This window comes from Propionigenium maris DSM 9537, from assembly GCF_027925155.1.
GTDB classification, from domain to species: Bacteria; Fusobacteriota; Fusobacteriia; order Fusobacteriales; family Fusobacteriaceae; genus Propionigenium; species Propionigenium maris.
Genome location: NZ_BSDY01000018.1, coordinates 1 through 21,411 on the forward strand (window position 1 = coordinate 1; position 21,411 = coordinate 21,411).

Below are 21,411 nucleotides of genomic sequence, written 5' to 3' on the forward strand. Positions count from 1 at the left end.
GCTTGGTGAGAATAGCTACGGAGGTACACCTGGTCACATATCGAACCCAGAAGTTAAGCCCGTAAACGCTGAAAGTACTTGGGGGGCAGCCCCCTGGGAGGATAGGAACTTGCCAAGTTTTTTTTATTTAAAGAGCCTTTTTACTTAACTGTGGAAGGGTTCTTTTTGTGTATACGGTCAATAATAAAGAGAAGAAAATAAAAAAAGCTGCCCAAATCCTTAGGCAGACATCTTTATTTAATCTTAAATGTACTTCTCTTATAATCCCAGTAGGCTTTTTCTAGTTGAGCTGCAATATCCCCAAAGAGAGTGAAGCACATGTCGAGGAACTCTTCGTTTATTGTAACCTTATTATTGTTCTTAGGAGTAATAATCTTTAATAGTTCCTTCTGAAGGTCATCTGGGATATCGGTATCTAAGTTATGAAGATAGTTGTTTCTAACCTTTCTTACAGTATTGATACTGTGCCACTGCTTTTGGCTAAGTTTTATATCCAGGTGACACTTATTCTTCAGAAAAAGAATATACTTATTTATATAAGGAAGTTCCTTCTGGGTGTTGCTGCTTAAGTTTACCTTGTTGATATAGGAGAGATCCTTTACCAGGTTACTTAAAAGGTTTTCAAACATGGTAAATATAATGAGAAGAATAGAAAGGTAGTGCATCTCATAAAAATAATCAACATCTGCAAAGTGACATCTATCGTACTTCTTCAGGTCCTCTTCAGGAGTCTCTCCCTTTCTCTTACTTTTCTTTAAAATATCCTTGGAAGTCTCTAAGTAATATTTTATATTGAGGTTATTCATCTCAAAATATCTCTGAAGGCTTCCCATTCTGGTTTCAAATTCTGAAAAGACCTTTGAAAAATCTTCGTTGGATTTGAAGTAGGGATTGATTATACAGTGGGAGAAGGGATCTACCTTGGGACAAAAACATTCTCTCTCCTCCTCTACTTCCACCTCCTTCTTAATTTTCTCTTTGTGATCTCTATTAAATAATTTCTTTATAAAATTCACTAAAATACCCCCTTAAAATTTCTTTTATTAATGATAGTATACATTATTTCAAATAAAAAAGGAAAGCTCTAGGCCTTCCTTTTAATAAATTAATCTATGAGACTATCTTTTTTATCCTGTTCCCTCATCATCATAGTATAGAGTTCCTTTTTCTTAAGGTAGTACTTCTGTGTCCTCTGATCCTTGTGCTCCTTAAATGTTCTGATTATAGGAAGCATGACTCCTGCAACGATACCTGCAGAGAATCCGTTATTATACAGGTTAAGTCCACCATGCACCACACCTATGTTTCTTACTACAGCAAAGTGAAGCCAGCCTGCAACAGTTCCCCAGAAGACTCCATAGACACCTGAAATAGGAGCCAGAGAAGTTCCAAATAGAGCTGAAAGGGCGATAACAAAGCCGTCGCTTGTAGTTCCTAAACTTGCAAGATAAACTCCCAGAAGGATGGGGGTAATATTTCTAAAGTGTTTACCGAAGGCACCAAATCCTACTACAGTTAGAATACCAGCAAGAAGGGGACCGTTTAATGTTTCTCCTAGAGCAACAACAAATCCTGTGGCAACAAAACCGATGATTCCCATATTGATATAGGTAAGTCCGTAACCATACTTAGCTACATAGTCGGCTTTATGACCTGAATCGGCGATTAGCTCCTTGTAGCCTTTAAAGGAGTTTCCGTTGACATACCATCCTATAATTATGAGAAGCAGGAACACAGAGGAGCATATGATCTTTATATCCATATCATACTCTATGGAGATAAGCTTCTGTGGAGTTACAGTAAAGTGGTATGCCTTAAGGATGGAGGTGATAACAGCTCCCAGTATACCTCCGGTAAATCCAAGGTTGTAGAGGTTGAAGCCTTCGTGGAATCCAGCCATCTTTTTAGCTAAAGGTGTAGCTACAAATCCTATGACAGTTCCCAGTGCTATGGCATTGATATATGAAAACTCATTTGCCTCTACTCTGAATGCAACTTCACTTATAAATGGTGCAAGGGCACTGGTAAACATGATAGTGGGAAGTATCTCCCTGAAGTTGATGTGCTCATACTTACTGTATAATATTCCCCCTATATAGATAGGGAGGATGTTGATCATGTTTTTTCCAAAGAATGAAAATCCATAAACGGTAAAAAATGCAGCCAGTACAAGACCTGTAATCTTAACTCTCAGAAGTTTAACCAACATAAAGTTGAAGAGACATATGAGAGTTGCATTGATAAAGGTAGCAGCCAGTCCTCCTATTACAAGGAAATCTGTAATAAGTACAGCTGGAGATGTAACAATTTTTACTAAACCATTGATAATGTTTTCGTTCTCCCCAATGGATAGATATGTAAATATCACCACAACGAACATAATCAAGGTAAGGGTTAATTTTTTGGCCTTTAAGAGACGCCCATTATTAAAATTATCCATTAAACCTCCTAAACAGTTAATATTAGGTATTTTATTATTAATTACAAAAAAAGTCAATTAAACATGGGAGGGACAGGTGAGTAAAGAAATAAAAACCTGAGTAGTGAACACCACTCAGGTTTTTTAATCTCCTACATATGGATAGGTTTGTGTACAGCTCCGTGGGCAGCCTCCATAACAATCTCTGAAAGGGATGGATGGGGGTGGATAACCTTGGCCAGGTCATGAATAGTTCCCTCAAGCTCCATGGTTGTAACGATCTCCGAGATCATATCTGTAGCTGTGGGAGCTATGATGTGCACTCCCACTATTTCCCCATACTCTCCTTCAGCAATTATCTTGATAAACCCGGTATTCTCTCCCTCGGCTAAGGCCTTACCATTAGCTGAAAGGGGAAACTTGGAAACGATAACCTTGGTAAATTTCTTTCGGGCATCTGCTTCATTGTAACCAGCAGCAGCCATCTCAGGAGAGGAGTAGATACAGTTTGGAACCTTGTTGTAGTTGATGGTCATATCCTTCTTCTTTAGGATATTCTCCACAGCCACGATCCCCTCAGCAGAAGCTACGTGGGCCAGGTTAAATACTCCATTTAGGTCACCTATAGCATAAACTCCAGGGACATTGGTCTCCATCTTATTGTTGGTTACAACCCCCCTTCTATAGGTTTTCAGAGAGAGGTTTTCCAGCCCCTTTAAGTTTGCATATCTTCCTATACTTACAAGGAGATGGTCTGGAGTAAGGGTTCTTCTTCCCTCCTTTCCCTTAACTGTTATCTCTTTCCCATCTACCTTTATGATAGAGGAGTTGTAGAGGATCTCAACATCTGACTTTTTAAGAATTTCCTCCATCTCAGCAACTACATCGTGATCCATAAACTCCAGAATCTTGTCGATATTCTGTACTATGGTAACCCTTGTTCCAAGGGAGCTGTAGAGGGTAGCAAACTCCACACCTATAACTCCTCCTCCAAGGATAACCAGTTCCTTTGGGATGGAGGGCAGCTCCAGGGCTTCCCTACTGGTAACCACAAAGTTACTTGCCAAGCCCTCCTTTATTCCTGGAATCTCAGGAATTCGAGGGGTGGAGCCAGTGGAAAGGATGAGGTTTTCACACTTGATAACCTCGCCTTCGACCTCTACACTATTTTTATCTATAACCGTACCAAATCCCCTGTAGATATCTACACCATTCTTTTTGAGAAGGTACTCCACTCCAGATGTGAGCTTCTCCACTACCTTTTCCTTTCTGGAGAGCATATTTTCCCAGTTGAGGGTAACGGCAGAGAGGTCTGGGATATCCACTCCATACTTGGAGGAGTTTAGGATATATTGGTAGACCTTGGCATTTTTAAGGAGGGTTTTGGTGGGAATACACCCCCAGTTGAGGCAGACCCCTCCAAAGTTATCCTTCTCCACAATGGCAACCTTGCCTCCCAGCTGAGCTGCCTTTATGGCTGCCACATATCCTCCAGGTCCGCTTCCTAAAACTATTATATCGTAATTCATATGCAGTAACCTCCTAACTCATAAGTAACAGCTTTGGACTGGAGAGAAGTTCCTTTAACCTGTTGGCAAATCTGCCGGCATCGGCTCCATCTATTATCCTATGGTCTATTCCAAGGGAAACAGGCATAAAGTGCCTGGCAACAATTTCACCATTATCTCCGAAGACAGGCTTTCTAACTATCTTCCCAATTCCCAGGATGGCAACCTCGGGATACTTAATTATAGGGGTCCCAAAGAGGGAACCTATAGCCCCATAGTTGGTTATAGAGAAGGTTCCTCCATGAAGCTTGTCTAAGGAGATGGTATGGTCTCTGGCTTCCTCTATGAGTTTATTCATCTCATGGGCTACATCTAGGATACTCAAGTGATCTATCCCCTTTACCACAGGAACAAGAAGTCCCCTGTCTGTATCGGTGGCGATTCCTATATTGTAGTACTTCTTGTAGATTATCTTCTCGTTGGCCTTGTCATATACCGAGTTAAATATAGGGTACTCCTTCAGGGCGATGGAGAGAGCCTTTATGATAAAGGGAAGGTATGAAAGCTTAATTCCCTTGATCTCAGCAGACTCCTTGGCTTCCCTCCTGAAGGCAACAAGGTCCGTTACATCAAATTCATCCATCATAACGGCATGGGGAATATTTTGCTTTGATTGGGTCATGGCATCGGAGATAATCTTTCTTACAGAGGAAAGCTCCATCTCCTCCACTGGGCCGTCAAACTTAAACTCCGTAGGTTCCGGTGTAGGATGGGTAACAGCCAGGCTCTTCTTAGGCTGTTTAGAGGCATAAAACTTCTTTATATCCTCCTTCATAACCCTTCCATTGGTTCCGCTTCCCTCCACCTGGGTAATATCTACTCCCAGATCCTTGGCCATCTTTCTGGCAACTGGAGTGGCAAGGACCTTTTTCTTCTTCTTAGAAGCTGGAACAGCCTGTGGCTCATGAAAGCTGGGAATGACATCGTTGGAGACGGTTATCTCTCCAACCACTCCCGCTCCCTTTTCCTCAACACCTACAAGCTCCTCTACCTCCAGTTCCCCTTCGGACCTCTTCCTTACCTCAGAGATCTTTCCGGCGCCGTCATCTATAACAACTACAACATCCCCCACCTTTATGGTGTCCCCTACACTGGCCTTAAGGCCGGTTATCCTTCCTGCCAGGGGAGAGGGGATCTCAGCATTTACCTTATCGGTTTCCACAAGAAAGAGGGAATCTCCGTTTTCGATGAGGTCCCCCTCCTTTACCAGCCATTCAAGGAGTTTTCCCTCGTGTATTCCCTCTCCTATATCGGCAAACTTAAATTCAAACATAATCTATCCCTCCTAGAAGTTCAACAGTTCTTCAACCTTATCTACAATCTGCTCCGGTGTAATTATAAAGTGATGCTCTCCCTTAGCCAAAGGAACTGTAATGTCAAATCCAGTAAGTCTTGAAGGCGGTGCCTCAAGGTTCAGGAAGGCCTTTTCATTGACCACTGATATGAGCTCTGCTCCGGGACCAAAGGATTTTACAGCTTCGTGGACCACAAGAAACCTTCCGGTCTTCTTTACAGATTCTATAATGGTTTCGGTATCCATAGGGGCGATAGTTCTCAGGTCGATTAGATCCACCCCGATTCCCTTCTCCTTGAGTATCTCCACAGCTTTAATTGCCTCGGGAATAAGAGCTCCCCATGCCACTACAGTGATATCATCCCCCTCGGTTACAACCCTTGCCTTACCGATTGGAACTTCATAGATCTCATCTGGGATCTCCTGCTTAAAGGCTCTGTAGATCCTCTTAGGTTCTAAAAATATCACCGGATCGGGATCATTTATGGCAGCAACGATAAGTCCCTTTGTATCGTAGGGATTTGAAGGGATGACTACCTTTAATCCGGGGATATGGGCAAGGACTCCCTCTATACTCTCTGAGTGGTGCTCTAGGGCTCTGATTCCCCCTCCATATGGCATTCTTATAACCATGGGCACTGTATACCTTCCACGGCTTCTGTTACGCATCCTGGCAGCATGAACCATTATCTGGTTGATGGCGGGAAAGATAAATCCCTGGAACTGAATCTCTGCCACGGGCTTAAGGCCGTTTATAGCCATTCCTATCCCTGAACCTACGATTCCAGCTTCAGTAAGAGGAGTATCGAAACATCTCTTCTTACCAAACTTCTCCTGGAGTCCCTTTGTAGCTCTGAAAACTCCACCCTCAAATCCGCTGTCCTCTCCAAAGACAAGGATAGTGTCATCCCTCTCCATAGCCTGGGTCAATCCTATATTAAGAGCCTCTATATTGTTAACAACAGCCATTACTTACTCCCCCCTTCCATATACTTCTTGTACTCCTCATACTGCTCCTTCAGCTGGGGAGTCATCTCAGCATAGGTATATTTAAAGATCTCCCTGAGTTCCATCTTTCCAATGGATTCAACCCTCTTAAAGGTTTCCTCCACAAGGAGGTCGAACTCCTTTCTTGCTCTCTCCTCCTCCTCCTCGCTCCAAAGGTTATTCTCTATTAGATAAGCTTTTGTTCTGATAAGGGGATCTGTGGTGAGCATCTCCTGGTGGTAGGATTCCTCCCTGTAGATTGTAGGGTCATCAGCAGTGGTATGGGGACCTATCCTGTAGGTGACAGCTTCGATAAGGGTAGGACCCTCTCCCCTCCTGGCTCTCTCCACAGCTTCCTTTGTGGCAGCATAGGTAGCAAAGATATCGTTTCCATCTACCTGTATACAAGGGATCCCTGCAGCTATTCCTTTCTGTGCCAGGGTTTTAGCCTTTGTCTGGGCAGATGTTGGAGTACTGATGGCAAACTGGTTATTCTGAATTATAAAGACATTTGGAGTGTTAAAGGCACCGGCATAGTTTATTCCCTCGTAGAACTCTCCCTCGGATGTTCCCCCGTCTCCGATGTAGGCAAGGACCACTGCGTCCTCTCCCTTGTACTGGATGGACATTCCAAGTCCTGTGGCATGGTTAAACTGGGAACCGATGGGAACAGCTACTGGAAGGAGGTTCACTCCCTCTGGAATACGGGACCCCTCCTCATTTCCACACCAGTAGAGGAAGATATTTTCCATGGTTTGCCCCTTCCACAACCAGGCAGCATTTTCCCTGAAGGCTGAGGAGATCCAGTCCTTTTTCTCTGTGGCAGCTACTGTGGCCACCTGAAGCCCTTCCTGCCCCAGAGACGGTGCAAAGGTAAGCATCCTTCCCTGTCTCTGGTACTTCAGGGACTTTTCATCCTGTATTCTCGACAGGAGCATAGTCCTGTACATCTTTATAAGGGTTTCATCTGGGATAGAGGGCATATACTCTCTATTCACAATCTTTCCTGACTTATCCATTACCTGAAACATCTCGCCCTTTAGCGGGTTATATATATCGGTTAGCATCTCTTCCCTCCTTTGAATATTTAGGCTATCTAGCATATACCCCAAAAGGAGGTAATTCCTTATTTTTTTCCTCGAAAATGTTGATTTTTTTCCAGAGGAAGGGTAAGATTTATTTACGAGGTGAAGGAATGAAGGATATCTATTATATATATATATTGAGGTGTGAGGGAGACACCCTCTACACCGGTATAGCCAGGGACTACAGGGCCAGATATGAGAAGCACCTGGCTGGGACGGGGGCCAAGTACACCAGGAGCAGAAAGCCTGTGAGGATAGAGAGGGTGTGGCAGACCCAGGGAAGGTCAGCAGCCAGCAGGGTGGAGTATTTTCTGAAGAAAAACCCCAGAAAAACTAAGGAGAGATTTATAGGAGAGGCCAACCTCTTTGTGGAGAGGGTTTTTGAGAAGCTGGATATAGATATTGAGATAAGCAAGGATTAGGAGGCACAGTGGAGAGGAAGTTGCTGGAGAAGTGGGAGGAGCTAAATGAACACCTGCTGCTCTTTATAAGAAAGAGGATAAAGAACATGGAGGATGCAGAGGATATCCTTCAGGAGGTTTATATTAAACTCCATGAAAATATAGGTTCCCTCAGGGACGAGGAGAAGATGGTCTCCTGGATCTATCAGATAACCCGTAACACCATAAATAACTGCTACAAGAGGTGTTACAAGATCAAGGGAGTTGAGTTTGAGGAAAACTATCACCTCACAGAGGAGGAGGAAGACAACCTCAACGATGAGATAATTGTGAGTATGAAGAGGTTTATGGAGGACCTTCCAGAGGACTACAGGGAGGTTATAAGGCTTCATGAGTTTGAGAACCTCACTCACAGGGAGCTGGGAAACCTTTTGGGGATGAATGAAAATACCTCAAAATCAAAGCTCAAGAGGGGAAGGGAGAGGCTGAGGAAGCTTCTGGATGAGTGCTGTACCTTTCAGCTGGACAGGTTTGGAAATGTTCTCAACTATGAAAAAAATAAAAAGTAATTAAACTAGGAAAAACAGGCTCTAAGGGGTCTGTTTTTTTAGTGTTAAGGAAAGTATAGAACTTATAAAAAAGTCCTGAAGTAGTGATTGTTTCAGCCGATTATCAGGATGCAACGTCACGTTGCTTTTTATTTGCTTTAAAAAATTTATAAAAAAGTGCAACCTTTTTTGAAGTTTGGACTCTATGTAGGTGTAGATGAAAAGATTTAAAGGAGGAAGATATGTTTAAGAGTTTGGATGCCCTCTGGGCAAAGTTAGTGGAAAATGTTTTTGGTTTATCCCTGGAAAGCAGAGCGGGAGAGGTGGTATGGTACTTCTTCCATGCAGCCAGCACCATAATAATCCTGTTGGGAGTAGGGATATATATTATCTCAGTTATAAGAACCTTTATCTCCATAGAGAAGATAAAGAGGTTTATTGAAAATCACGAGGGACCAAAGTCCAATTTGATGGCATCTCTCCTGGGGATAGTGACACCATTTTGTTCATGCTCAAGTGTACCTATCTTTATAGGATTTATAGAGGCAGGAATCCCCACTGGGGTAGTGTTCTCCTTCCTAATAACATCTCCCATCGTCAATGAAGCAGCCTTTGTAATCCTTATGACTATATTCGGATGGAAGATAGCGGTAATCTATGCTGTTTCAGGAGTGGTAATTGGAGTGGTGGGAGGACTTCTCATAGGCAAGCTGAAGATGGAGAGGTATATAGAGGAGTATGTATTTAAGATGCATATAGAGGGGAAGGCAGAGCCTGTATATAGGGGAAGAGAAAGGTTTTCCTATGCATGGAGGGAGTCTGTGGATATCGTAAAAAAACTGCTTCCATATATAGTTGTGGGTATTGGTATAGGAGCATTCATACACGGATGGGCACCAACAGATCTATTGAGTAGGTATGGAGGTAAGGGAAATATCCTTGCAGTGCCAGCAGCAACCCTTCTGGGAATTCCTCTCTATACAGATGCAGCAGGGATCATTCCAATAGCTGAAGCCCTCATAGCAAAGGGAGTGGGAGTTGGTACTACCATGTCATTTATGATGGCTGCTGTGGCTCTTTCCCTTCCAGAGATGCTCCTTCTGAAGAAGGTTATAAAACCTCAGCTAATAGGAGTGTTTGTGGGAATAGTGGCAGTGGGAATAGTAGGGGTAGGCTACCTCTTTAATGCAATTGTATAATGTAAGGAAAGTTGAAAATTAGAAGTAAGATCGAAGTTTAATTAAGAAATTATCGTTTTTAATATAAATACAGAGGAGGAGAACATGTCGTTATTAAAAAAGTTTTTTCAAAAAGAGGAGAAGAGAAGGGGAGGAGGCTGCTGCACCTTTAACCTAGAGGATGAGATAGCCAAGGTTAATACTCAAGATAAAAAGGAGGAAAAGAAGAGCTCAGGCTGTGACTTTAATCTGGATGCAGAGATAGGCAAGGCTAAGAATAGGAAGAGTTCCTGTTGTGGATAGGATAAAAAAGCTCCCAAAGGGGAGCTTTTTTTTATCCGGCGATAAGGCCTAGGATGTAGATTGAAAACAGTAGCCCCAGTATCAGCATAAAAAAGAAGATAAACTTATTCATAGAAACCTCCATAACTTTATTAAGAGTATAGGGGAAATGGGGAGAAGATGTCAATTGAAGGGAAAATAAATACCCCCTCAATCTCTTGAGAGGGTAGGGTTAATACTTTAGAGTTTTTCCCAGAAAGGATTTAAGTTCCTCGGACTGTGGATTTTCAAAGAGCTCCTTTGGGTGTCCCTGCTCGATGATGGTTCCCTTATCCACAAAGATAAGGTGATCAGCTACATTCCTTGCAAACCCCATCTCATGGGTAACAAGGATGAGGTCCTTCTTCTCCTCCTTTAGCTCCTTGATGGAATCCAGCACCTCCGATGTAAGGATTGGATCCAGAGCCGAGGTAGGCTCATCTAGAAGCATGAACTTTGCCTGAAGAGCAATGGCTCTAACTATGGCAACCCTCTGCTGCTGACCTCCAGAAAGCTGGTGAGGCCTTTTATGCATATGCTCTCCTAACTGGAACCTGTCAAGGAGCTCGGAAGCCCTTGCTCCAGCTTCCTTGAGGGAGAGTCCATGGACCTTCTCCAGGGGCAGGGTTATGTTCTGAAGAGCTGTAAGGTGGGGGAAGAGGTTGAAGGCCTGAAAGACAACACCTATTCCCTTCCTGTAGCTCTGGAGACTCTTGTAGTCAAAGTTAAGTGGTTCGGAGTTTATGGTAATCTTACCCTCCTGGGGGATCTCAAGTCCTGCCAGGATTCTCAGAAGGGTGGATTTACCCCCGCCCGAGGGACCGATTATAGCCAGGGAGTGAATATCCGCAAGCTCCAGGTTGAGGTTATTCAGGACAACCTGTTCTCCAAAGCTCTTTGTAAGGTTTTGTATACTAATTTCCATAAGCCATCTTCCTTTCTAGATATGTTGAGAAGTGTGAGATAGGATATGTAAGGAGCAGATAACCTACAGCTAACACACAATAATTTTCCACTGTTGCAAAGGTTATGGAATCTATCTCCTGCATAACCTTTGTAAACTCAACTACAGCAATGACTGAAAGAAGAGATGAACTTTTTACAAGAAGAGCCAGCTGCCCTGCAAGGGGGGGAAGGATTCTCCTAAAAACCTGTGGAAGTATTATATAGTAATATTTCTGAAACTTATTAAAACCAAGACTGGTAGCAGCTTCCCACTGGGTCCTGTCGATGCTGTCGATACCGGCTTTAAATATCTCTGAAACAAAGGCTCCTGAGAAGACCGACAGGATGAGTACTCCCATAAAGTATCTATTTTCTATCCTAAAGGCTGTTCCGATAAAGTAGTAGATAATGATAACCTGCACCAGCAGGGGAGTACCAATAATTATCTCTGAGTATACCGTTGAAAAAAATCTCACAAAGAGGATATTGGAGACCTTTCCCAGATAGATAATGAGACCAATAAACATACTTAGAAAGAGGGAGAAGAGACTTAGAATAAGGGTTGTTTTAAAGCCCTCTAAGACCCTGGGTAAAAATTCTATCACCACTCCCCAGTCAACCATGTAGTTTTCAAACCTCTTAGCAGTAAAGGAGAAGATCCCTCCAAAGATTCCCACCACTATAATCGCATTTAAGGCCAGGGAAAAAATATTTCTGTCTATAAAAAGCTTAAAGAAAATATTGTTTTTATCTTGAGTATTTACGTCCATATGCAGCTCCTTCTCTTAGAAGAAGAATTTAAGTCCAGTTTCCTTTTCAAATTCTTCAGCCTTTTCTTTTAAGTATGTATCTCTAATCCTGTCAAAGGTACCGTCCACCTTTGCTTCAGCAATAAACTGATTTATCTTTTCAAGGAGTTCAGGCTGTCCCTTTCTGATGGCGATTCCCCATCCATTTACATTTGGCAGAGGCTCCATGATAGTTCTGGTTGTATCGGGATACTTTGCGTGGTACCTTGCAACTGCAAGGGGGTCATAGATGATGACATCTGATTTTCCCTGGGCAACATCCAGCACTCCCTGACTCTCCTTATCGAAGTTTCTTACCCTTGCTTTAGGAGCATAGGTCCTAGCCCATAGAGCTCCAATAGTACCAGTTTTGTTGGCAATAACAACCTTTGGATTGTTAAGATCAGCAGGGGACATTACCTCTGAATCCTTGTGAGCCAGCATAACAAGTTGTGCTGTAGTATATGGATCGGAGAAGTCCACCCTTCTGGCTCTCTCCTCATTGATGGTCATAGAGGAGATTATAGCATCGATCTTTCCCGAGTAGAGAGCAGGAATAAGTCCCGGATAGGAGGTATTCTCGATTACTACCTCTCTCCCAAGTTTCTTACCCAGAGCTTCTGCAATGGCAACACTTGCTCCAGTGGGATTTCCATTTTCATCGATGGTTTCAAATGGGGGATACTCAAGCTCCATTCCAACTATAAATGGTTTCGTCTCTGCGTAGGATACCAGGGAAATACTTAAAACAATTAAAAAGATTAACAACTTCTTCATCTAAACACTCCTCCTATTTTTTATTAATTTAGTAAACAATATACTATATTATTCTGGACTAGTCAATGGCTGTGGAATCAGCATAAAATATAGTCCGGCCATATAGTTAATACTCCAATTACCTAAACTTCCTTTATGAAGATTTTTAAATAAAAGGGTGGCGCAGAGGTTTTTAGAGGAAGTATAATAACCATAGGAAGAAATTGGAGGGAGAGTTTATGAAGGTAAGATTCAGAGAAGATCAGAGAAAGATAATGGGATACACAAGGGGATATATGGGAATCCCAGCAGTGCCAGGAGCAGGAAAGACCTTCATCCTGAGCCACCTGGTAGCCAAGCTCGCCAGAGAGGAGCTTCAGGAGGGGGAGGAGATCCTGATCCTTACATATATGAACTCTTCAGTTATAAACTTTAAGGAAAGAATAAGAGAGGTACTGGGAGAGGAGGGGGCCCAATATCTAAAGAGGATAAGGGTTATCACCATCCATAAGCTTACCAGTGAGATATTGAGGGAGAACCAGGAGAGAACGGGACTGGCCAACGACTACAGCAACCTAACCCAGGCCAACATGTACTACCTCATGTCCCTGGCTGTAAACGCCTACAAGAAGGAGAAGCAGAAGGATTTTGAGTTCTTCCTGGATGTAAATGAGAAAAATGAAAGAAACTATAAGAGGTGGAGTGATGAGCTTGTTCAGATGACCCTGAAGCTGGTATCCAAGTGTAAGAATGAAGATATCTCCCCAGAGAGGCTCTACTCCATAACTAAAAAATACAGGAGGGAGAGCATCCTCAGGGTGGGAGGAGACCTCTATTCCAGATACGACAAGCTGTGTAAAAAGGGAGGATACCTGGATTATGATGATCTTCTCTACCTGGCCTACAGACTCCTCAAGGAGAATAAGGAGGTAGCTGAAAGATACAGGAAGAAGTATAGATATATACTGGAGGATGAAGCTCAGGACAGCAACAGGATACAGAATAAGATTCTGAAGCTAATAACCAATGGGAACTTTGTAAGAGTGGGAGACCTGAATCAGAGCATCCTGGCAACCTTTACAAACTCCAGCCCCCAGCTATTTTCAGACTATCTGAAAGCACATCCAACAGCGCCCATGTTTACAGCTGGAAGAAGCAGCCGGGAGATATGCAATCTGGCTAACTTTTTTGTAGAGGATACCAGGAAGAATCATCCTCTCAAGGTAGCCAGGACAGCTCTTGCTAACCAGAAGATATCCCCTGTGGCTGCAGGGGACTATCCTCCCAACCCTCAGATGGATGTCTATGGAATAAAGGCTATCTCTGAGGATACCGAGTATAGAGAGATGAATAAGATGGCTGCATTTATAGATGCATTCAGCAAGAAATATCCTGAGAAGAGGGTGGCAATACTATTCCCCAAGAATTATCAGATAGAAAATGCAGCCAAGCTCTTTAAGAAGAAGGGAATGAAGTTTCAGATCCTGGCTGATATATCTGAGAGGCTGGTAGAGACCCTGGATTTCCTGGGAGATCTTCTCCTGTTTCTCTCGAGACCCTACGATGGAAGAAAACTTGTAGGAATCCTTGCCCACCTGGTGGAGCTGGATCCTGAGAGGGATTCCAAGCTCATGAGATACCTGGAGGGAATCTCCATGGAGAAACTCTTCTTTTCACAGGATGAGCTCAACATATCGGAGGAGATGAAAAATAATGAGCACTGGGAGGAGATATCTAAAAATATCAGAAGGATGAAGATACTTCTGGAGTTTCCACAAAACTCCCTGGAGAGGCTTCTTCTCTTTTCCGGAGAGATATTTAACTTCACAGCTGAACAGCAGCTGCTGATAGAGAAGGTGAGCGGGGATCTGAGAAGGATATTTAAGCTCAACCCCCGTTGGAGTATCTATGACCTGGCCGGAGAGCTTAAGAAGACCAGGGCCAGTGAGTTCACCTACCTGGCTAAGAGTGTGGAGGAGGAGACCGAGGAGAAGATCGAGGAAAGGTATAATATAACCCTTACTACCTACCATAAGAGCAAAGGGATGGAGTGGGATATGGTGTGGCTCTTCAATGTAAACTCCAACTCCTTCCCGGCATACCTTTCAGATAATGATTACGGAAGGCAGAACTACCTGAAGAAGGAATATGAATACCCCAGAGACTATATGGAGGGGGAGTTCAGGAGGGAGTTTATAAGCAGGGAATATGAAAACATCTCCATAAAGAGAAAGAGCGAAAGGATAGCAGAGTGTACCAGGCTCATCTATGTAGGGATAACAAGGGCGAGAGAATACCTCATATTGAGCTGCAATGAAGGTCACGATAACTACTACTTTAGAAGGATTAGAGATTTTATAGAATCGGAGAGGGAGATATATGAAGGATATAAGAAGGGAGAGTAACTTTCTCTACACCCAGAGTTCCCTGGCTACCTTTGAAGCTTGTCCCTACAAGTTTAAGCTGAGGTATTTTCAGGGGCTCTACTGGTCGGAGGATGATGAGATAAGAGAAAGTTTTAGGAGAGGAAATGAGTTTCACCTCATTGCTGAGAGGTATTATATGGGGATGGAGGAGATGATAGGGGAGGTGGGAGATGAGAAGCTCCTAGAGGACCTGGAAAACCTAAAGAAAACCTATCCCCTGAGGGAGGGGTGGAGATACTATCCTGAATTTGAGATAAGGTATAATGAGGAGGGAGTGAGGCTCCTTGGAAGGTATGACCTTATCCTGGTAAAACCCCAGAATAAACTTCAGATTGTGGATTTTAAGACAAACAGGAGAAGGCTGGAGGAGAAGGATGTGGCAGAAAACCTCCAGACGAGGATATATTTATTTCTTTTATGGGAAAACTACAATCTTATCCTGGAGAATGCCAGAAGGATAAAAAATATAGAAATGGTTTACTACCAGACTGAGAACCTAGACAGCAATATTACTATAAAGTATGATGAAAAAAAGCATGAGGAGAACAAAAAATACATAAAAAAAATCATGGAAAAAATAGAAAGCTTTTCCTTTGAAGGCCTTGAGAAACAAAGGGTTAGTCATTGCAGGGTGTGTGAGTTTGAAAAAATTTGCTGGAAAAGCTAAAAAAAGTGTTGACGAGTGTTGGCTTCTATGATATTATTATTCTTGTCTTCAGGGGGACGAAAAAAACTTCTGAAGCGTAAAAAGCTGAATATAAGCCTGGGTGGCGGAATAGGTAGACGCAAGGGACTTAAAATCCCTCGGTATCTGATACCGTGCCGGTTCGATTCCGGCCCTAGGCACCATTTCAACTTTTGAACTTAATATCACCAACACAAGTGTCGCGGGGTAGAGCAGTTGGCAGCTCGTCGGGCTCATAACCCGAAGGTCGCAGGTTCGAGTCCTGCCCCCGCCACCAAAAACAAACATGCGGGAATAGCTCAGTTGGTAGAGCGTCAGCCTTCCAAGCTGAATGTCGCGAGTTCGACCCTCGTTTCCCGCTCCATATGCGTCACTAGCTCAGTTGGTAGAGCACTCGACTTTTAATCGAGTTGTCACAGGTTCGATCCCTGTGTGACGCACCACTCATTTTATAAATGAGCCTGTAGCTCAGCTGGATAGAGCAACGCCCTTCTAAGGCGTGGGTCAGGGGTTCGAATCCCTTCAGGCTCGCCATTTAAACTTAATAGTTGCAAAAATATGGATCTATAGCTCAGGTGGTCAGAGCACTCGGCTCATAACCGAGTGGTCGTTGGTTCAAATCCAACTAGATCCACCATTTTTTTGCCCCGTTCGTCCAGTGGTTAGGATACCAGATTTTCACTCTGTAGACAGGAGTTCAATTCTCCTACGGGGTACCAATTCTTGGAGGATTAGTCTAATTGGTAAGGCACCGGTCTTGAAAACCGGCGGTGTTAAAGCCATGAGAGTTCGAGTCTCTCATCCTCCGCCATGATGCCCAGATAGCTCAGTCGGTAGAGCAGGGGACTGAAAATCCCCGTGTCCGTGGTTCAAATCCGCGTCTGGGCACCATTTAAAACTTTATAACATGGTCGCATAGCTCAGTTGGGAGAGCACCTGCCTTACAAGCAGGGGGTCACTGGTTCAAGTCCAGTTGTGACCACCATAATAATGGGGGTGTAGCTCAGTTGGTTAGAGTGCCTGCCTGTCACGCAGGATGTCGCGAGTTCGAATCTCGTCACTCCCGCCATTATTAACTTGGACCGTTAGGTTCTTTTTTTTTATTTTTTTGTAGGAATTCAAAAGGAGAAGGATAGTAAAATGAAGATATTGAAGAAGTGAAAAGCTCTGGTAATGCTTCTGTTTATACTTAGGAGGGATGGACAGCTTACAGAGAGTTTTACTGATCAGATAAAAGCCTTTGACTTCTGGGGATATACATATGAAATTAGAAAGCTTGAAAAAGATAGAGTTCATAAGAAATTAAATTATTTATTTTAAAGGAGGCATGTAGGGCTATGAAATTTAAAAAGATTCATGGGATGTTGATGGGAGTACTTTCATGCTTTCTCTGGTCTACAGCCTTTGCAGGAGTCAAGATAGGATTCAGGCATCTGCCTGCCCCCCTTACCTTTGCAGGTTTGAGATTTACCCTGGCAGGATTGATTTTGATTCCATTTTGCTGGAGAAGAAACACTCTGCAGCTTCTAGCCCATCACAGGAAGCTGATAACCTATGTGGTGCTTCTGAATACTGCCATAGGATATGCTCTCTACTATACAGCAATGAGATATGTAGCAGGAGCCACGGCCTCTATAATAATAGGGACCGGCCCTCTTATTACAGCTTTGATGACCCACTTCCTCATGGAGGATGACAGGTTGGACAAGGGGAAGCTTATGAGTATCCTTCTTGGAATGGTAGGGATAGTGGTTATAATGACAACCAGTAAGCCAGTTACAGCTGTGGGAAGAAGGGAGATCTTCGGGATAATCCTCCTCCTTACCAACTCGGCCCTTACCAGCTACGCCAATATAAAGGTGGCTGAGATGAAGGGGGGAATAGACAGTAGATTCCTTACATCCAACCAGATGTTATGGGGAGGTTTAATTCTTCTTTTGGCTGGAAGGATCTTTGAGGGGAGCTACTCCCTGAATCTGCCAGGAGAGTTTTACCTGAGCCTTATATGGCTGGCAATGGTATCAGCAGCAGCTTTCTCCATGTGGTTTATGGCCATTCAGATTCCCGGGATCAAGGTGTCGGAACTGAATATGTGGAAGTTCTTGATACCTGTGTTGGGAGCAATAATCAGCTGGATAATGCTTCCAGAGGAGAGTCCTACTCCTATCATCTTAGTGGGAATGGCACTGGTATTTACAAGCCTTGTTATGTATACCATCAATAATAAAAGAGTAAAGAAGCTCAAAGAAGCATAAAAGTCCTGCCTTTCGGCAGGACTTTTTTTAATAAAAAGTACAGAATTATAGATTGACTCCAAAAAAACATTTCATAAGATCATCAAGGGTGGAGCGTCACGCTCCTTTTTATGGAATATTCAGGTTAGCTATATTTCTGTATTCGATGATAAGTTTACTATCGATCATATTACCATCCTCATCCAGGGTATCTACTCCCTTAAAGAAGACCATAGTTTCCCTGTCTGGTCTGAATACCTGAGAGTTTCCAGTGAGCTTAGTAGTAACAAGATCCCTCTTTATAGGTTCTGCATATAGTGGCTCTCCCATCTTTGAAACAAGGGTATCATAGATGTCTCTTATTTTACTTGTGGTATCTATCTTCTCATTGTCGAAGATGATCTCTATCTTGTAGAGACTTCCATCTATAAGGTGGAAGTTGTAGGAAGCTACAGAATCTTTAGGGTTATCTAATACATATACCTCTACTCCCTCCTGGAAGGATTTCTCCTCGTGAACTCCAGGATAGGAAAACATTATGTCAAAGACCTTATCATTCCACCTGAGGTTTGGAAAGTCCACAATGGAAAAGGTCAATGTGTACATACACAAAAATAAAACTATTATTTTCTTCATCTACTTCTTAACTACCTCCATCTCCAGGTGGGGAATACCGGCTTCCATAAAGATATCTCCCTTACCTGTAAAGCCTAAGCTCTCGTAGAATGGGATAACACTCTCCTGGGCGTGAACGGAGATCCTTTCTGCCCCTACTTCCCAGGCTTTATCCATAAGTCCTGTAACGATATCCTTTCCCAGTCCCTTACCTCTATAATCCTTATTAACGGCTACTCTCCCTATGTGGTATCCGCTTTCATCCTCGTAGAGTCTTCCGGTGCCTATGGGCATACCAAAATCTGAAACGATACAGTGGTAGGCTTCCTTATCTTTCTCATCGGTCATGAGAGACTTATCTACCCCCTGTTCATAGTGGAAGACATCCTCTCTTATCCTCAAGGAGGTCATAAGCATAAGCCCTCCCTTTCCAATCTCTCTTTTAAACATTGCAACTCCTTCCTATCTTGTAAATATGTATTTTTTATCGGTGGAAAGCTCCTGGTTAAAGGAATAACCCTCCTCCTTGAACTCCTTCAGGTCCTTCCCTTGGGAGATCTTATTTTTGACTATATACCTACCCATAACTCCCCTGGCTTTCTTGGCATAGGTGCTGACAGCCTTAAACTTTCCGTCCCTCTCCTCCTTGAAATCGATATCTATGATCTCATAGGGGAAGGTTTTTCTGTCTATAAGCTTTGAAAACTCAGTGGATGCAAGGTTGATCAGGAGGTTCTCTCCCTTAGCCTTCATTAACTCTGTGAGGGTATTATTTACCTCCTCCTTCCAGTAGGCATAGAGAGTTTCCTCCTCTAAAACCTTTACAGTCATATCCAGTCTGTACTCCCTTACGAGGGAATCAGCTGGAAGAACTCCATAGAGGGCTGAAAGAACTATAAAGTGTTCATCTAAAAAGGTTCTCTCCTCCTGGGAGTACTCCTTAACCTTCATCCCCTTAAACACAGCTCCAGTATAAGCTTCAATGGCTTTTTTATAGCCGGAGGTATGGAAGTTGGCGTAGATATCCACCACAGATTCCAGGGTTTTTCCCTTGACCTTCATAGTTTTAGACAAATCTTCCGGGGAAAAAGTTTTTAACTTTTCCAGTAAAAACATGGTTTTTTCAGAGAAGTTGTTGTGTGGAAGCTCTACAGAACCGGTCATATCCATAGTTTTACTGGGTGACAGTATTACAATCATCTGGTCCCTCCTTTTTTATTTTTTAGTCTGGTAAACTTCACCATTTTTTTTCAGGTTAACGGTGAGATAACCCTGTTTTACAAGCCTTTTAACACAGGCATTTATCTCGTTGTTCTTATATTTTTTAAAGAAGTTTCCCTTGATCTTATCCATGGTTTTGGGGCTGATCCTGCAGAACTCCAGGACCTCCATGGAGATCATATCCTGCATTTCATTTATTGCCTTTAGGGGGGTAACCAGAGTGGATCCGGGATTTGTGGCCACTGTGTAGGTGAGGTATCCCCTGTGGCTGTCGAGGAATTCCCTGAGCTCCTTCTTAATTACTCCTCCCCTTCCGCTGGATCCATATCCGTGGATTACAGTTATCTCTTCCCTGTATCCACCCCTGAAAGCTTCATTGTATTTATCTATGAAAAAACGAATAGCTTCATTCCTGTTCATCTCGTGAAGATCGATGACCATAGCTTCCTCCTTATAAAGCAAAGATATCTTCCTACTATTATATATGTGGTGCAGAGGATTGGCAAATAAAAAAGAGAGGATAACCTCTCTTAATTACTATCCTTGATCTTCAGATCCCTCATGGTTTTCTGAAGGTAGATAACCATAATAAAGCAGGCTACAGTGTCTGAGAGGGGTCTGCTGAACCATATACCGTTGATCCCCATGAGCTGGGGGAGGATTATCACAGCAGGAATTATAATTACAATCTTTCTCAGAAAGTTAAAGATAAAGGCTGTCTTAGCTTCTCCCAGAGCCTGGTATACCCCTGAGATGATTATGGAGCATATCATGAGGGGAACCACTGAAAATCCAAACCTCATAGCGATGACTCCTATGTCTATTGTAGAGGGTTCATCCACAAAGATCCTCAGAATGGGAGTGGGGAAGAGCTGAACTATGGCCATGAGAAGGGCCGACAGAAGCACACCGTAGATTAGGGTAAGCTTTATTGCCTCCCTTACCCTGGAGTAGTTTTTAGACCCTAAATTGTAACCGATGATGGGCTGCATTCCCCCCTGGGCGATACCCATAACCACCATTATAATGAGAGAGTGAACTGTCATAAAGATACCGTAGGCTGCAATGGCATCGGATCCGGCGAACCTGTTTAGCTGGGAGTTGTACATTCCCATAACCACAGCATTGGAAAACTGGATAAGTCCCGCTGAAGCTCCCAACTTTACTATGGACAGAACGATGGACCTTCTCAGTCTCAGGTGGGGGAGCCTTATGGTCATAGGATATCTTCCAGAGAGGAAGAACCTCAGGTTAAAGACGGCAGCTATCCCTGAGGAGATGAAGGTGGCAAGCCCTGCTCCAAAGACCCCCATATTTAGGGGAAAGAGGAAGAGGTAGTCCAGAATGATATTCAGGATAGCCCCTATTGCCGATGTGGTCATGGCGTACTTTGGGAAGCCCTGAGCCCTCACTACCCCGTTTAAACCATAGGTGAAGCACTGGAAGAAGATTACAGGGATAAAGATCCTTCCGTAGCTCACAGCATAGGAGAGGGTTTCCCCCTCACCGCCCATAAGGCTCAGGATCTCAACCAGAAAGAACTCCTGGGTAATGGTTATTAGGGTACATACAATGAGAAAAAGACTGATCTGGTTACCTGTGATCCTTGCACACTCCTCCTTTTTACCCTCTCCGAGCTTTATGGCCACCAGGGTACTTCCTCCTATACCTATGAGGCCTCCTAGAGATACAGCTATCTGGGAAAAGGGAAAGGTAAGGGTAACTCCTGCAAGGGCCATGGCTCCAAGCCTCTGACCTATAAAGATACGGTCTATAACCGAGTAAAGCATAACAATGAGGGAGCCTATGATGGCAGGTATAGAAAATTCAATAAGGAGCTTACCTATGGGCTCCCTTCCTAAACGTTGATTCATGATTTCTCCTTTTTAAAATAATATTCAGACATTATAACCTATTCTTATAGGAAGTCTAATAAAAAA

21 protein-coding genes, 11 tRNA genes and 1 rRNA gene are annotated in these 21,411 nt (G+C 43.3%); 19 read left to right on the forward strand and 14 right to left on the reverse strand.

The window, feature by feature from the left end; all coding sequences use genetic code 11:
• Position 1: 1 nt before the first annotated feature.
• Positions 2 to 118, forward strand: a 5S ribosomal RNA gene (gene rrf / locus QMG11_RS14730).
• A gap of 115 nt (positions 119 to 233) precedes the next feature.
• Here the strand turns inward: rrf and QMG11_RS14735 are convergent.
• The 6 genes from QMG11_RS14735 to pdhA all read right to left on the reverse strand — a co-directional run bounded on the left by QMG11_RS14735 (position 234) and on the right by pdhA (position 7,335).
• Entirely contained in the window at positions 234 to 1,016 is a 783-nt protein-coding gene (locus tag QMG11_RS14735) for a hypothetical protein (protein ID WP_281837020.1), read from the reverse strand.
• 89 nt (positions 1,017 to 1,105) lie between these two features.
• The gene (locus QMG11_RS14740; protein ID WP_281837023.1) at positions 1,106 to 2,440 is read right to left on the reverse strand and encodes a DUF1576 domain-containing protein; all 1,335 of its coding nucleotides are present in this window, start codon (positions 2,438 to 2,440) and stop codon (positions 1,106 to 1,108) included.
• A 131-nt stretch (positions 2,441 to 2,571) separates the two neighbouring features.
• Positions 2,572 to 3,948 (reverse strand): dihydrolipoyl dehydrogenase, encoded by a 1,377-nt coding sequence (gene lpdA / locus QMG11_RS14745; RefSeq protein WP_281837025.1) that lies wholly within the window; start codon positions 3,946 to 3,948, stop codon positions 2,572 to 2,574.
• Positions 3,949 to 3,961: 13 nt separating this feature from the next.
• On the reverse strand, positions 3,962 to 5,260 hold the full coding sequence (locus QMG11_RS14750; RefSeq protein ID WP_281837026.1) for a dihydrolipoamide acetyltransferase family protein: 1,299 nt from the start codon (positions 5,258 to 5,260) through the stop codon (positions 3,962 to 3,964).
• 12 nt (positions 5,261 to 5,272) lie between these two features.
• Positions 5,273 to 6,250, reverse strand: a complete 978-nt coding sequence (locus QMG11_RS14755) for an alpha-ketoacid dehydrogenase subunit beta (protein WP_281837028.1) — start codon at positions 6,248 to 6,250, stop codon at positions 5,273 to 5,275.
• Positions 6,250 to 7,335 carry a pyruvate dehydrogenase (acetyl-transferring) E1 component subunit alpha gene (gene pdhA / locus QMG11_RS14760; RefSeq protein WP_281837030.1) on the reverse strand — a complete coding sequence of 362 codons (1,086 nt, stop codon included), beginning with the start codon at positions 7,333 to 7,335 and terminating at the stop codon, positions 6,250 to 6,252. The genes QMG11_RS14755 and pdhA overlap by 1 nt, the downstream gene beginning before the upstream one ends.
• A 128-nt stretch (positions 7,336 to 7,463) precedes the next feature.
• On the opposite strand from pdhA, the gene QMG11_RS14765 reads away from it, so the two are divergent.
• The 4 genes from QMG11_RS14765 (at position 7,464) to QMG11_RS14780 (ending at position 9,783) form a co-directional block, all read left to right on the forward strand.
• The gene (locus tag QMG11_RS14765; RefSeq protein ID WP_281837033.1) at positions 7,464 to 7,775 is read left to right on the forward strand and encodes a GIY-YIG nuclease family protein; all 312 of its coding nucleotides are present in this window, start codon (positions 7,464 to 7,466) and stop codon (positions 7,773 to 7,775) included.
• 8 nt (positions 7,776 to 7,783) lie between these two features.
• On the forward strand, positions 7,784 to 8,323 hold the full coding sequence (locus QMG11_RS14770; RefSeq protein WP_281837034.1) for a sigma-70 family RNA polymerase sigma factor: 540 nt from the start codon (positions 7,784 to 7,786) through the stop codon (positions 8,321 to 8,323).
• Between the two features lie 221 nt (positions 8,324 to 8,544).
• Positions 8,545 to 9,501, forward strand: coding sequence for a permease (locus tag QMG11_RS14775; RefSeq protein WP_281837035.1), 957 nt, complete (start codon positions 8,545 to 8,547; stop codon positions 9,499 to 9,501).
• A gap of 84 nt (positions 9,502 to 9,585) precedes the next feature.
• Positions 9,586 to 9,783, forward strand: coding sequence for a hypothetical protein (locus QMG11_RS14780; protein ID WP_281837037.1), 198 nt, complete (start codon positions 9,586 to 9,588; stop codon positions 9,781 to 9,783).
• Between the two features lie 211 nt (positions 9,784 to 9,994).
• Here the strand turns inward: QMG11_RS14780 and QMG11_RS14785 are convergent, their stop codons facing one another.
• Genes QMG11_RS14785 through QMG11_RS14795 form a run of 3 tightly spaced genes read right to left on the reverse strand, consistent with a single transcriptional unit; the run spans position 9,995 to position 12,311 of the window.
• A complete protein-coding gene (locus tag QMG11_RS14785) occupies positions 9,995 to 10,726 on the reverse strand; it encodes an amino acid ABC transporter ATP-binding protein (protein ID WP_281837039.1) in 732 nt (243 codons plus the stop codon).
• A complete protein-coding gene (locus QMG11_RS14790; protein ID WP_281837040.1) occupies positions 10,716 to 11,516 on the reverse strand; it encodes an amino acid ABC transporter permease in 801 nt (266 codons plus the stop codon). Before QMG11_RS14790 ends, QMG11_RS14785 begins: the two co-directional genes overlap by 11 nt.
• Positions 11,517 to 11,531: 15 nt before the next feature.
• Positions 11,532 to 12,311 carry a transporter substrate-binding domain-containing protein gene (locus QMG11_RS14795; RefSeq protein ID WP_281837041.1) on the reverse strand — a complete coding sequence of 260 codons (780 nt, stop codon included), beginning with the start codon at positions 12,309 to 12,311 and terminating at the stop codon, positions 11,532 to 11,534.
• Between the two features lie 218 nt (positions 12,312 to 12,529).
• On the opposite strand from QMG11_RS14795, the gene QMG11_RS14800 reads away from it, so the two are divergent.
• From QMG11_RS14800 to QMG11_RS14865, 14 genes are all read left to right on the forward strand, one after another.
• Positions 12,530 to 14,695: a UvrD-helicase domain-containing protein gene (locus tag QMG11_RS14800; RefSeq protein WP_281837043.1), complete on the forward strand. Its 2,166-nt coding sequence runs from the start codon at positions 12,530 to 12,532 to the stop codon at positions 14,693 to 14,695.
• On the forward strand, positions 14,670 to 15,383 hold the full coding sequence (locus QMG11_RS14805; protein WP_281837045.1) for a PD-(D/E)XK nuclease family protein: 714 nt from the start codon (positions 14,670 to 14,672) through the stop codon (positions 15,381 to 15,383). Before QMG11_RS14800 ends, QMG11_RS14805 begins: the two co-directional genes overlap by 26 nt.
• A 94-nt stretch (positions 15,384 to 15,477) precedes the next feature.
• Positions 15,478 to 15,565 (forward strand) — tRNA-Leu (locus QMG11_RS14810).
• A gap of 37 nt (positions 15,566 to 15,602) precedes the next feature.
• Positions 15,603 to 15,678, forward strand: a tRNA-Met gene (locus QMG11_RS14815).
• 11 nt (positions 15,679 to 15,689) lie between these two features.
• Positions 15,690 to 15,765: transfer RNA gene (locus QMG11_RS14820), tRNA-Gly, on the forward strand.
• A gap of 3 nt (positions 15,766 to 15,768) precedes the next feature.
• Positions 15,769 to 15,844 (forward strand) — tRNA-Lys (locus QMG11_RS14825).
• A 14-nt stretch (positions 15,845 to 15,858) separates the two neighbouring features.
• Positions 15,859 to 15,935 (forward strand) — tRNA-Arg (locus QMG11_RS14830).
• A gap of 26 nt (positions 15,936 to 15,961) precedes the next feature.
• Positions 15,962 to 16,038: transfer RNA gene (locus QMG11_RS14835), tRNA-Ile, on the forward strand.
• Positions 16,039 to 16,045: 7 nt separating this feature from the next.
• Positions 16,046 to 16,120, forward strand: a tRNA-Glu gene (locus QMG11_RS14840).
• 6 nt (positions 16,121 to 16,126) lie between these two features.
• Positions 16,127 to 16,212: transfer RNA gene (locus QMG11_RS14845), tRNA-Ser, on the forward strand.
• Positions 16,213 to 16,216: 4 nt separating this feature from the next.
• Positions 16,217 to 16,292 (forward strand) — tRNA-Phe (locus tag QMG11_RS14850).
• 18 nt (positions 16,293 to 16,310) lie between these two features.
• Positions 16,311 to 16,386 (forward strand) — tRNA-Val (locus QMG11_RS14855).
• Between the two features lie 7 nt (positions 16,387 to 16,393).
• Positions 16,394 to 16,470 (forward strand) — tRNA-Asp (locus QMG11_RS14860).
• A 268-nt stretch (positions 16,471 to 16,738) separates the two neighbouring features.
• Positions 16,739 to 17,656 carry a DMT family transporter gene (locus QMG11_RS14865; protein WP_281837048.1) on the forward strand — a complete coding sequence of 306 codons (918 nt, stop codon included), beginning with the start codon at positions 16,739 to 16,741 and terminating at the stop codon, positions 17,654 to 17,656.
• Positions 17,657 to 17,764: 108 nt separating this feature from the next.
• Here the strand turns inward: QMG11_RS14865 and QMG11_RS14870 are convergent, their stop codons facing one another.
• The 5 genes from QMG11_RS14870 to QMG11_RS14890 form a co-directional block, all read right to left on the reverse strand.
• Complete coding sequence (locus QMG11_RS14870; protein WP_281837050.1) at positions 17,765 to 18,271, reverse strand: hypothetical protein; 507 nt, start codon at positions 18,269 to 18,271, stop codon at positions 17,765 to 17,767.
• A complete protein-coding gene (locus QMG11_RS14875) occupies positions 18,272 to 18,700 on the reverse strand; it encodes a GNAT family N-acetyltransferase (protein ID WP_281837051.1) in 429 nt (142 codons plus the stop codon).
• Positions 18,701 to 18,712: 12 nt separating this feature from the next.
• The gene (locus tag QMG11_RS14880) at positions 18,713 to 19,450 is read right to left on the reverse strand and encodes a YaaA family protein (RefSeq protein ID WP_281837053.1); all 738 of its coding nucleotides are present in this window, start codon (positions 19,448 to 19,450) and stop codon (positions 18,713 to 18,715) included.
• Between the two features lie 15 nt (positions 19,451 to 19,465).
• Complete coding sequence (locus QMG11_RS14885; protein ID WP_281837055.1) at positions 19,466 to 19,912, reverse strand: Smr/MutS family protein; 447 nt, start codon at positions 19,910 to 19,912, stop codon at positions 19,466 to 19,468.
• A gap of 89 nt (positions 19,913 to 20,001) precedes the next feature.
• Complete coding sequence (locus tag QMG11_RS14890) at positions 20,002 to 21,345, reverse strand: MATE family efflux transporter (RefSeq protein ID WP_281837056.1); 1,344 nt, start codon at positions 21,343 to 21,345, stop codon at positions 20,002 to 20,004.
• Positions 21,346 to 21,411: the final 66 nt, after the last annotated feature.

Bases quoted from the DNA above. Each gene is read 5' to 3' on its own strand.
- QMG11_RS14740 (WP_281837023.1), bottom strand. From the start codon at position 2,440: ATGGATAATTTTAATAATGGGCGTCTCTTAAAGGCCAAAAAATTAACC.
- lpdA (WP_281837025.1), bottom strand. From the start codon at position 3,948: ATGAATTACGATATAATAGTTTTAGGAAGCGGACCTGGAGGATATGTG.
- QMG11_RS14750 (WP_281837026.1), bottom strand. From the start codon at position 5,260: ATGTTTGAATTTAAGTTTGCCGATATAGGAGAGGGAATACACGAGGGA.
- QMG11_RS14755 (WP_281837028.1), bottom strand. From the start codon at position 6,250: ATGGCTGTTGTTAACAATATAGAGGCTCTTAATATAGGATTGACCCAG.
- pdhA (WP_281837030.1), bottom strand. From the start codon at position 7,335: ATGCTAACCGATATATATAACCCGCTAAAGGGCGAGATGTTTCAGGTA.
- QMG11_RS14765 (WP_281837033.1), top strand. From the start codon at position 7,464: ATGAAGGATATCTATTATATATATATATTGAGGTGTGAGGGAGACACC.
- QMG11_RS14775 (WP_281837035.1), top strand. From the start codon at position 8,545: ATGTTTAAGAGTTTGGATGCCCTCTGGGCAAAGTTAGTGGAAAATGTT.
- QMG11_RS14780 (WP_281837037.1), top strand. From the start codon at position 9,586: ATGTCGTTATTAAAAAAGTTTTTTCAAAAAGAGGAGAAGAGAAGGGGA.
- QMG11_RS14785 (WP_281837039.1), bottom strand. From the start codon at position 10,726: ATGGAAATTAGTATACAAAACCTTACAAAGAGCTTTGGAGAACAGGTT.
- QMG11_RS14790 (WP_281837040.1), bottom strand. From the start codon at position 11,516: ATGGACGTAAATACTCAAGATAAAAACAATATTTTCTTTAAGCTTTTT.
- QMG11_RS14795 (WP_281837041.1), bottom strand. From the start codon at position 12,311: ATGAAGAAGTTGTTAATCTTTTTAATTGTTTTAAGTATTTCCCTGGTA.
- QMG11_RS14800 (WP_281837043.1), top strand. From the start codon at position 12,530: ATGAAGGTAAGATTCAGAGAAGATCAGAGAAAGATAATGGGATACACA.
- QMG11_RS14805 (WP_281837045.1), top strand. From the start codon at position 14,670: ATGAAGGATATAAGAAGGGAGAGTAACTTTCTCTACACCCAGAGTTCC.
- QMG11_RS14865 (WP_281837048.1), top strand. From the start codon at position 16,739: ATGAAATTTAAAAAGATTCATGGGATGTTGATGGGAGTACTTTCATGC.
- QMG11_RS14870 (WP_281837050.1), bottom strand. From the start codon at position 18,271: ATGAAGAAAATAATAGTTTTATTTTTGTGTATGTACACATTGACCTTT.
- QMG11_RS14875 (WP_281837051.1), bottom strand. From the start codon at position 18,700: ATGTTTAAAAGAGAGATTGGAAAGGGAGGGCTTATGCTTATGACCTCC.
- QMG11_RS14880 (WP_281837053.1), bottom strand. From the start codon at position 19,450: ATGATTGTAATACTGTCACCCAGTAAAACTATGGATATGACCGGTTCT.
- QMG11_RS14885 (WP_281837055.1), bottom strand. From the start codon at position 19,912: ATGGTCATCGATCTTCACGAGATGAACAGGAATGAAGCTATTCGTTTT.
- QMG11_RS14890 (WP_281837056.1), bottom strand. From the start codon at position 21,345: ATGAATCAACGTTTAGGAAGGGAGCCCATAGGTAAGCTCCTTATTGAA.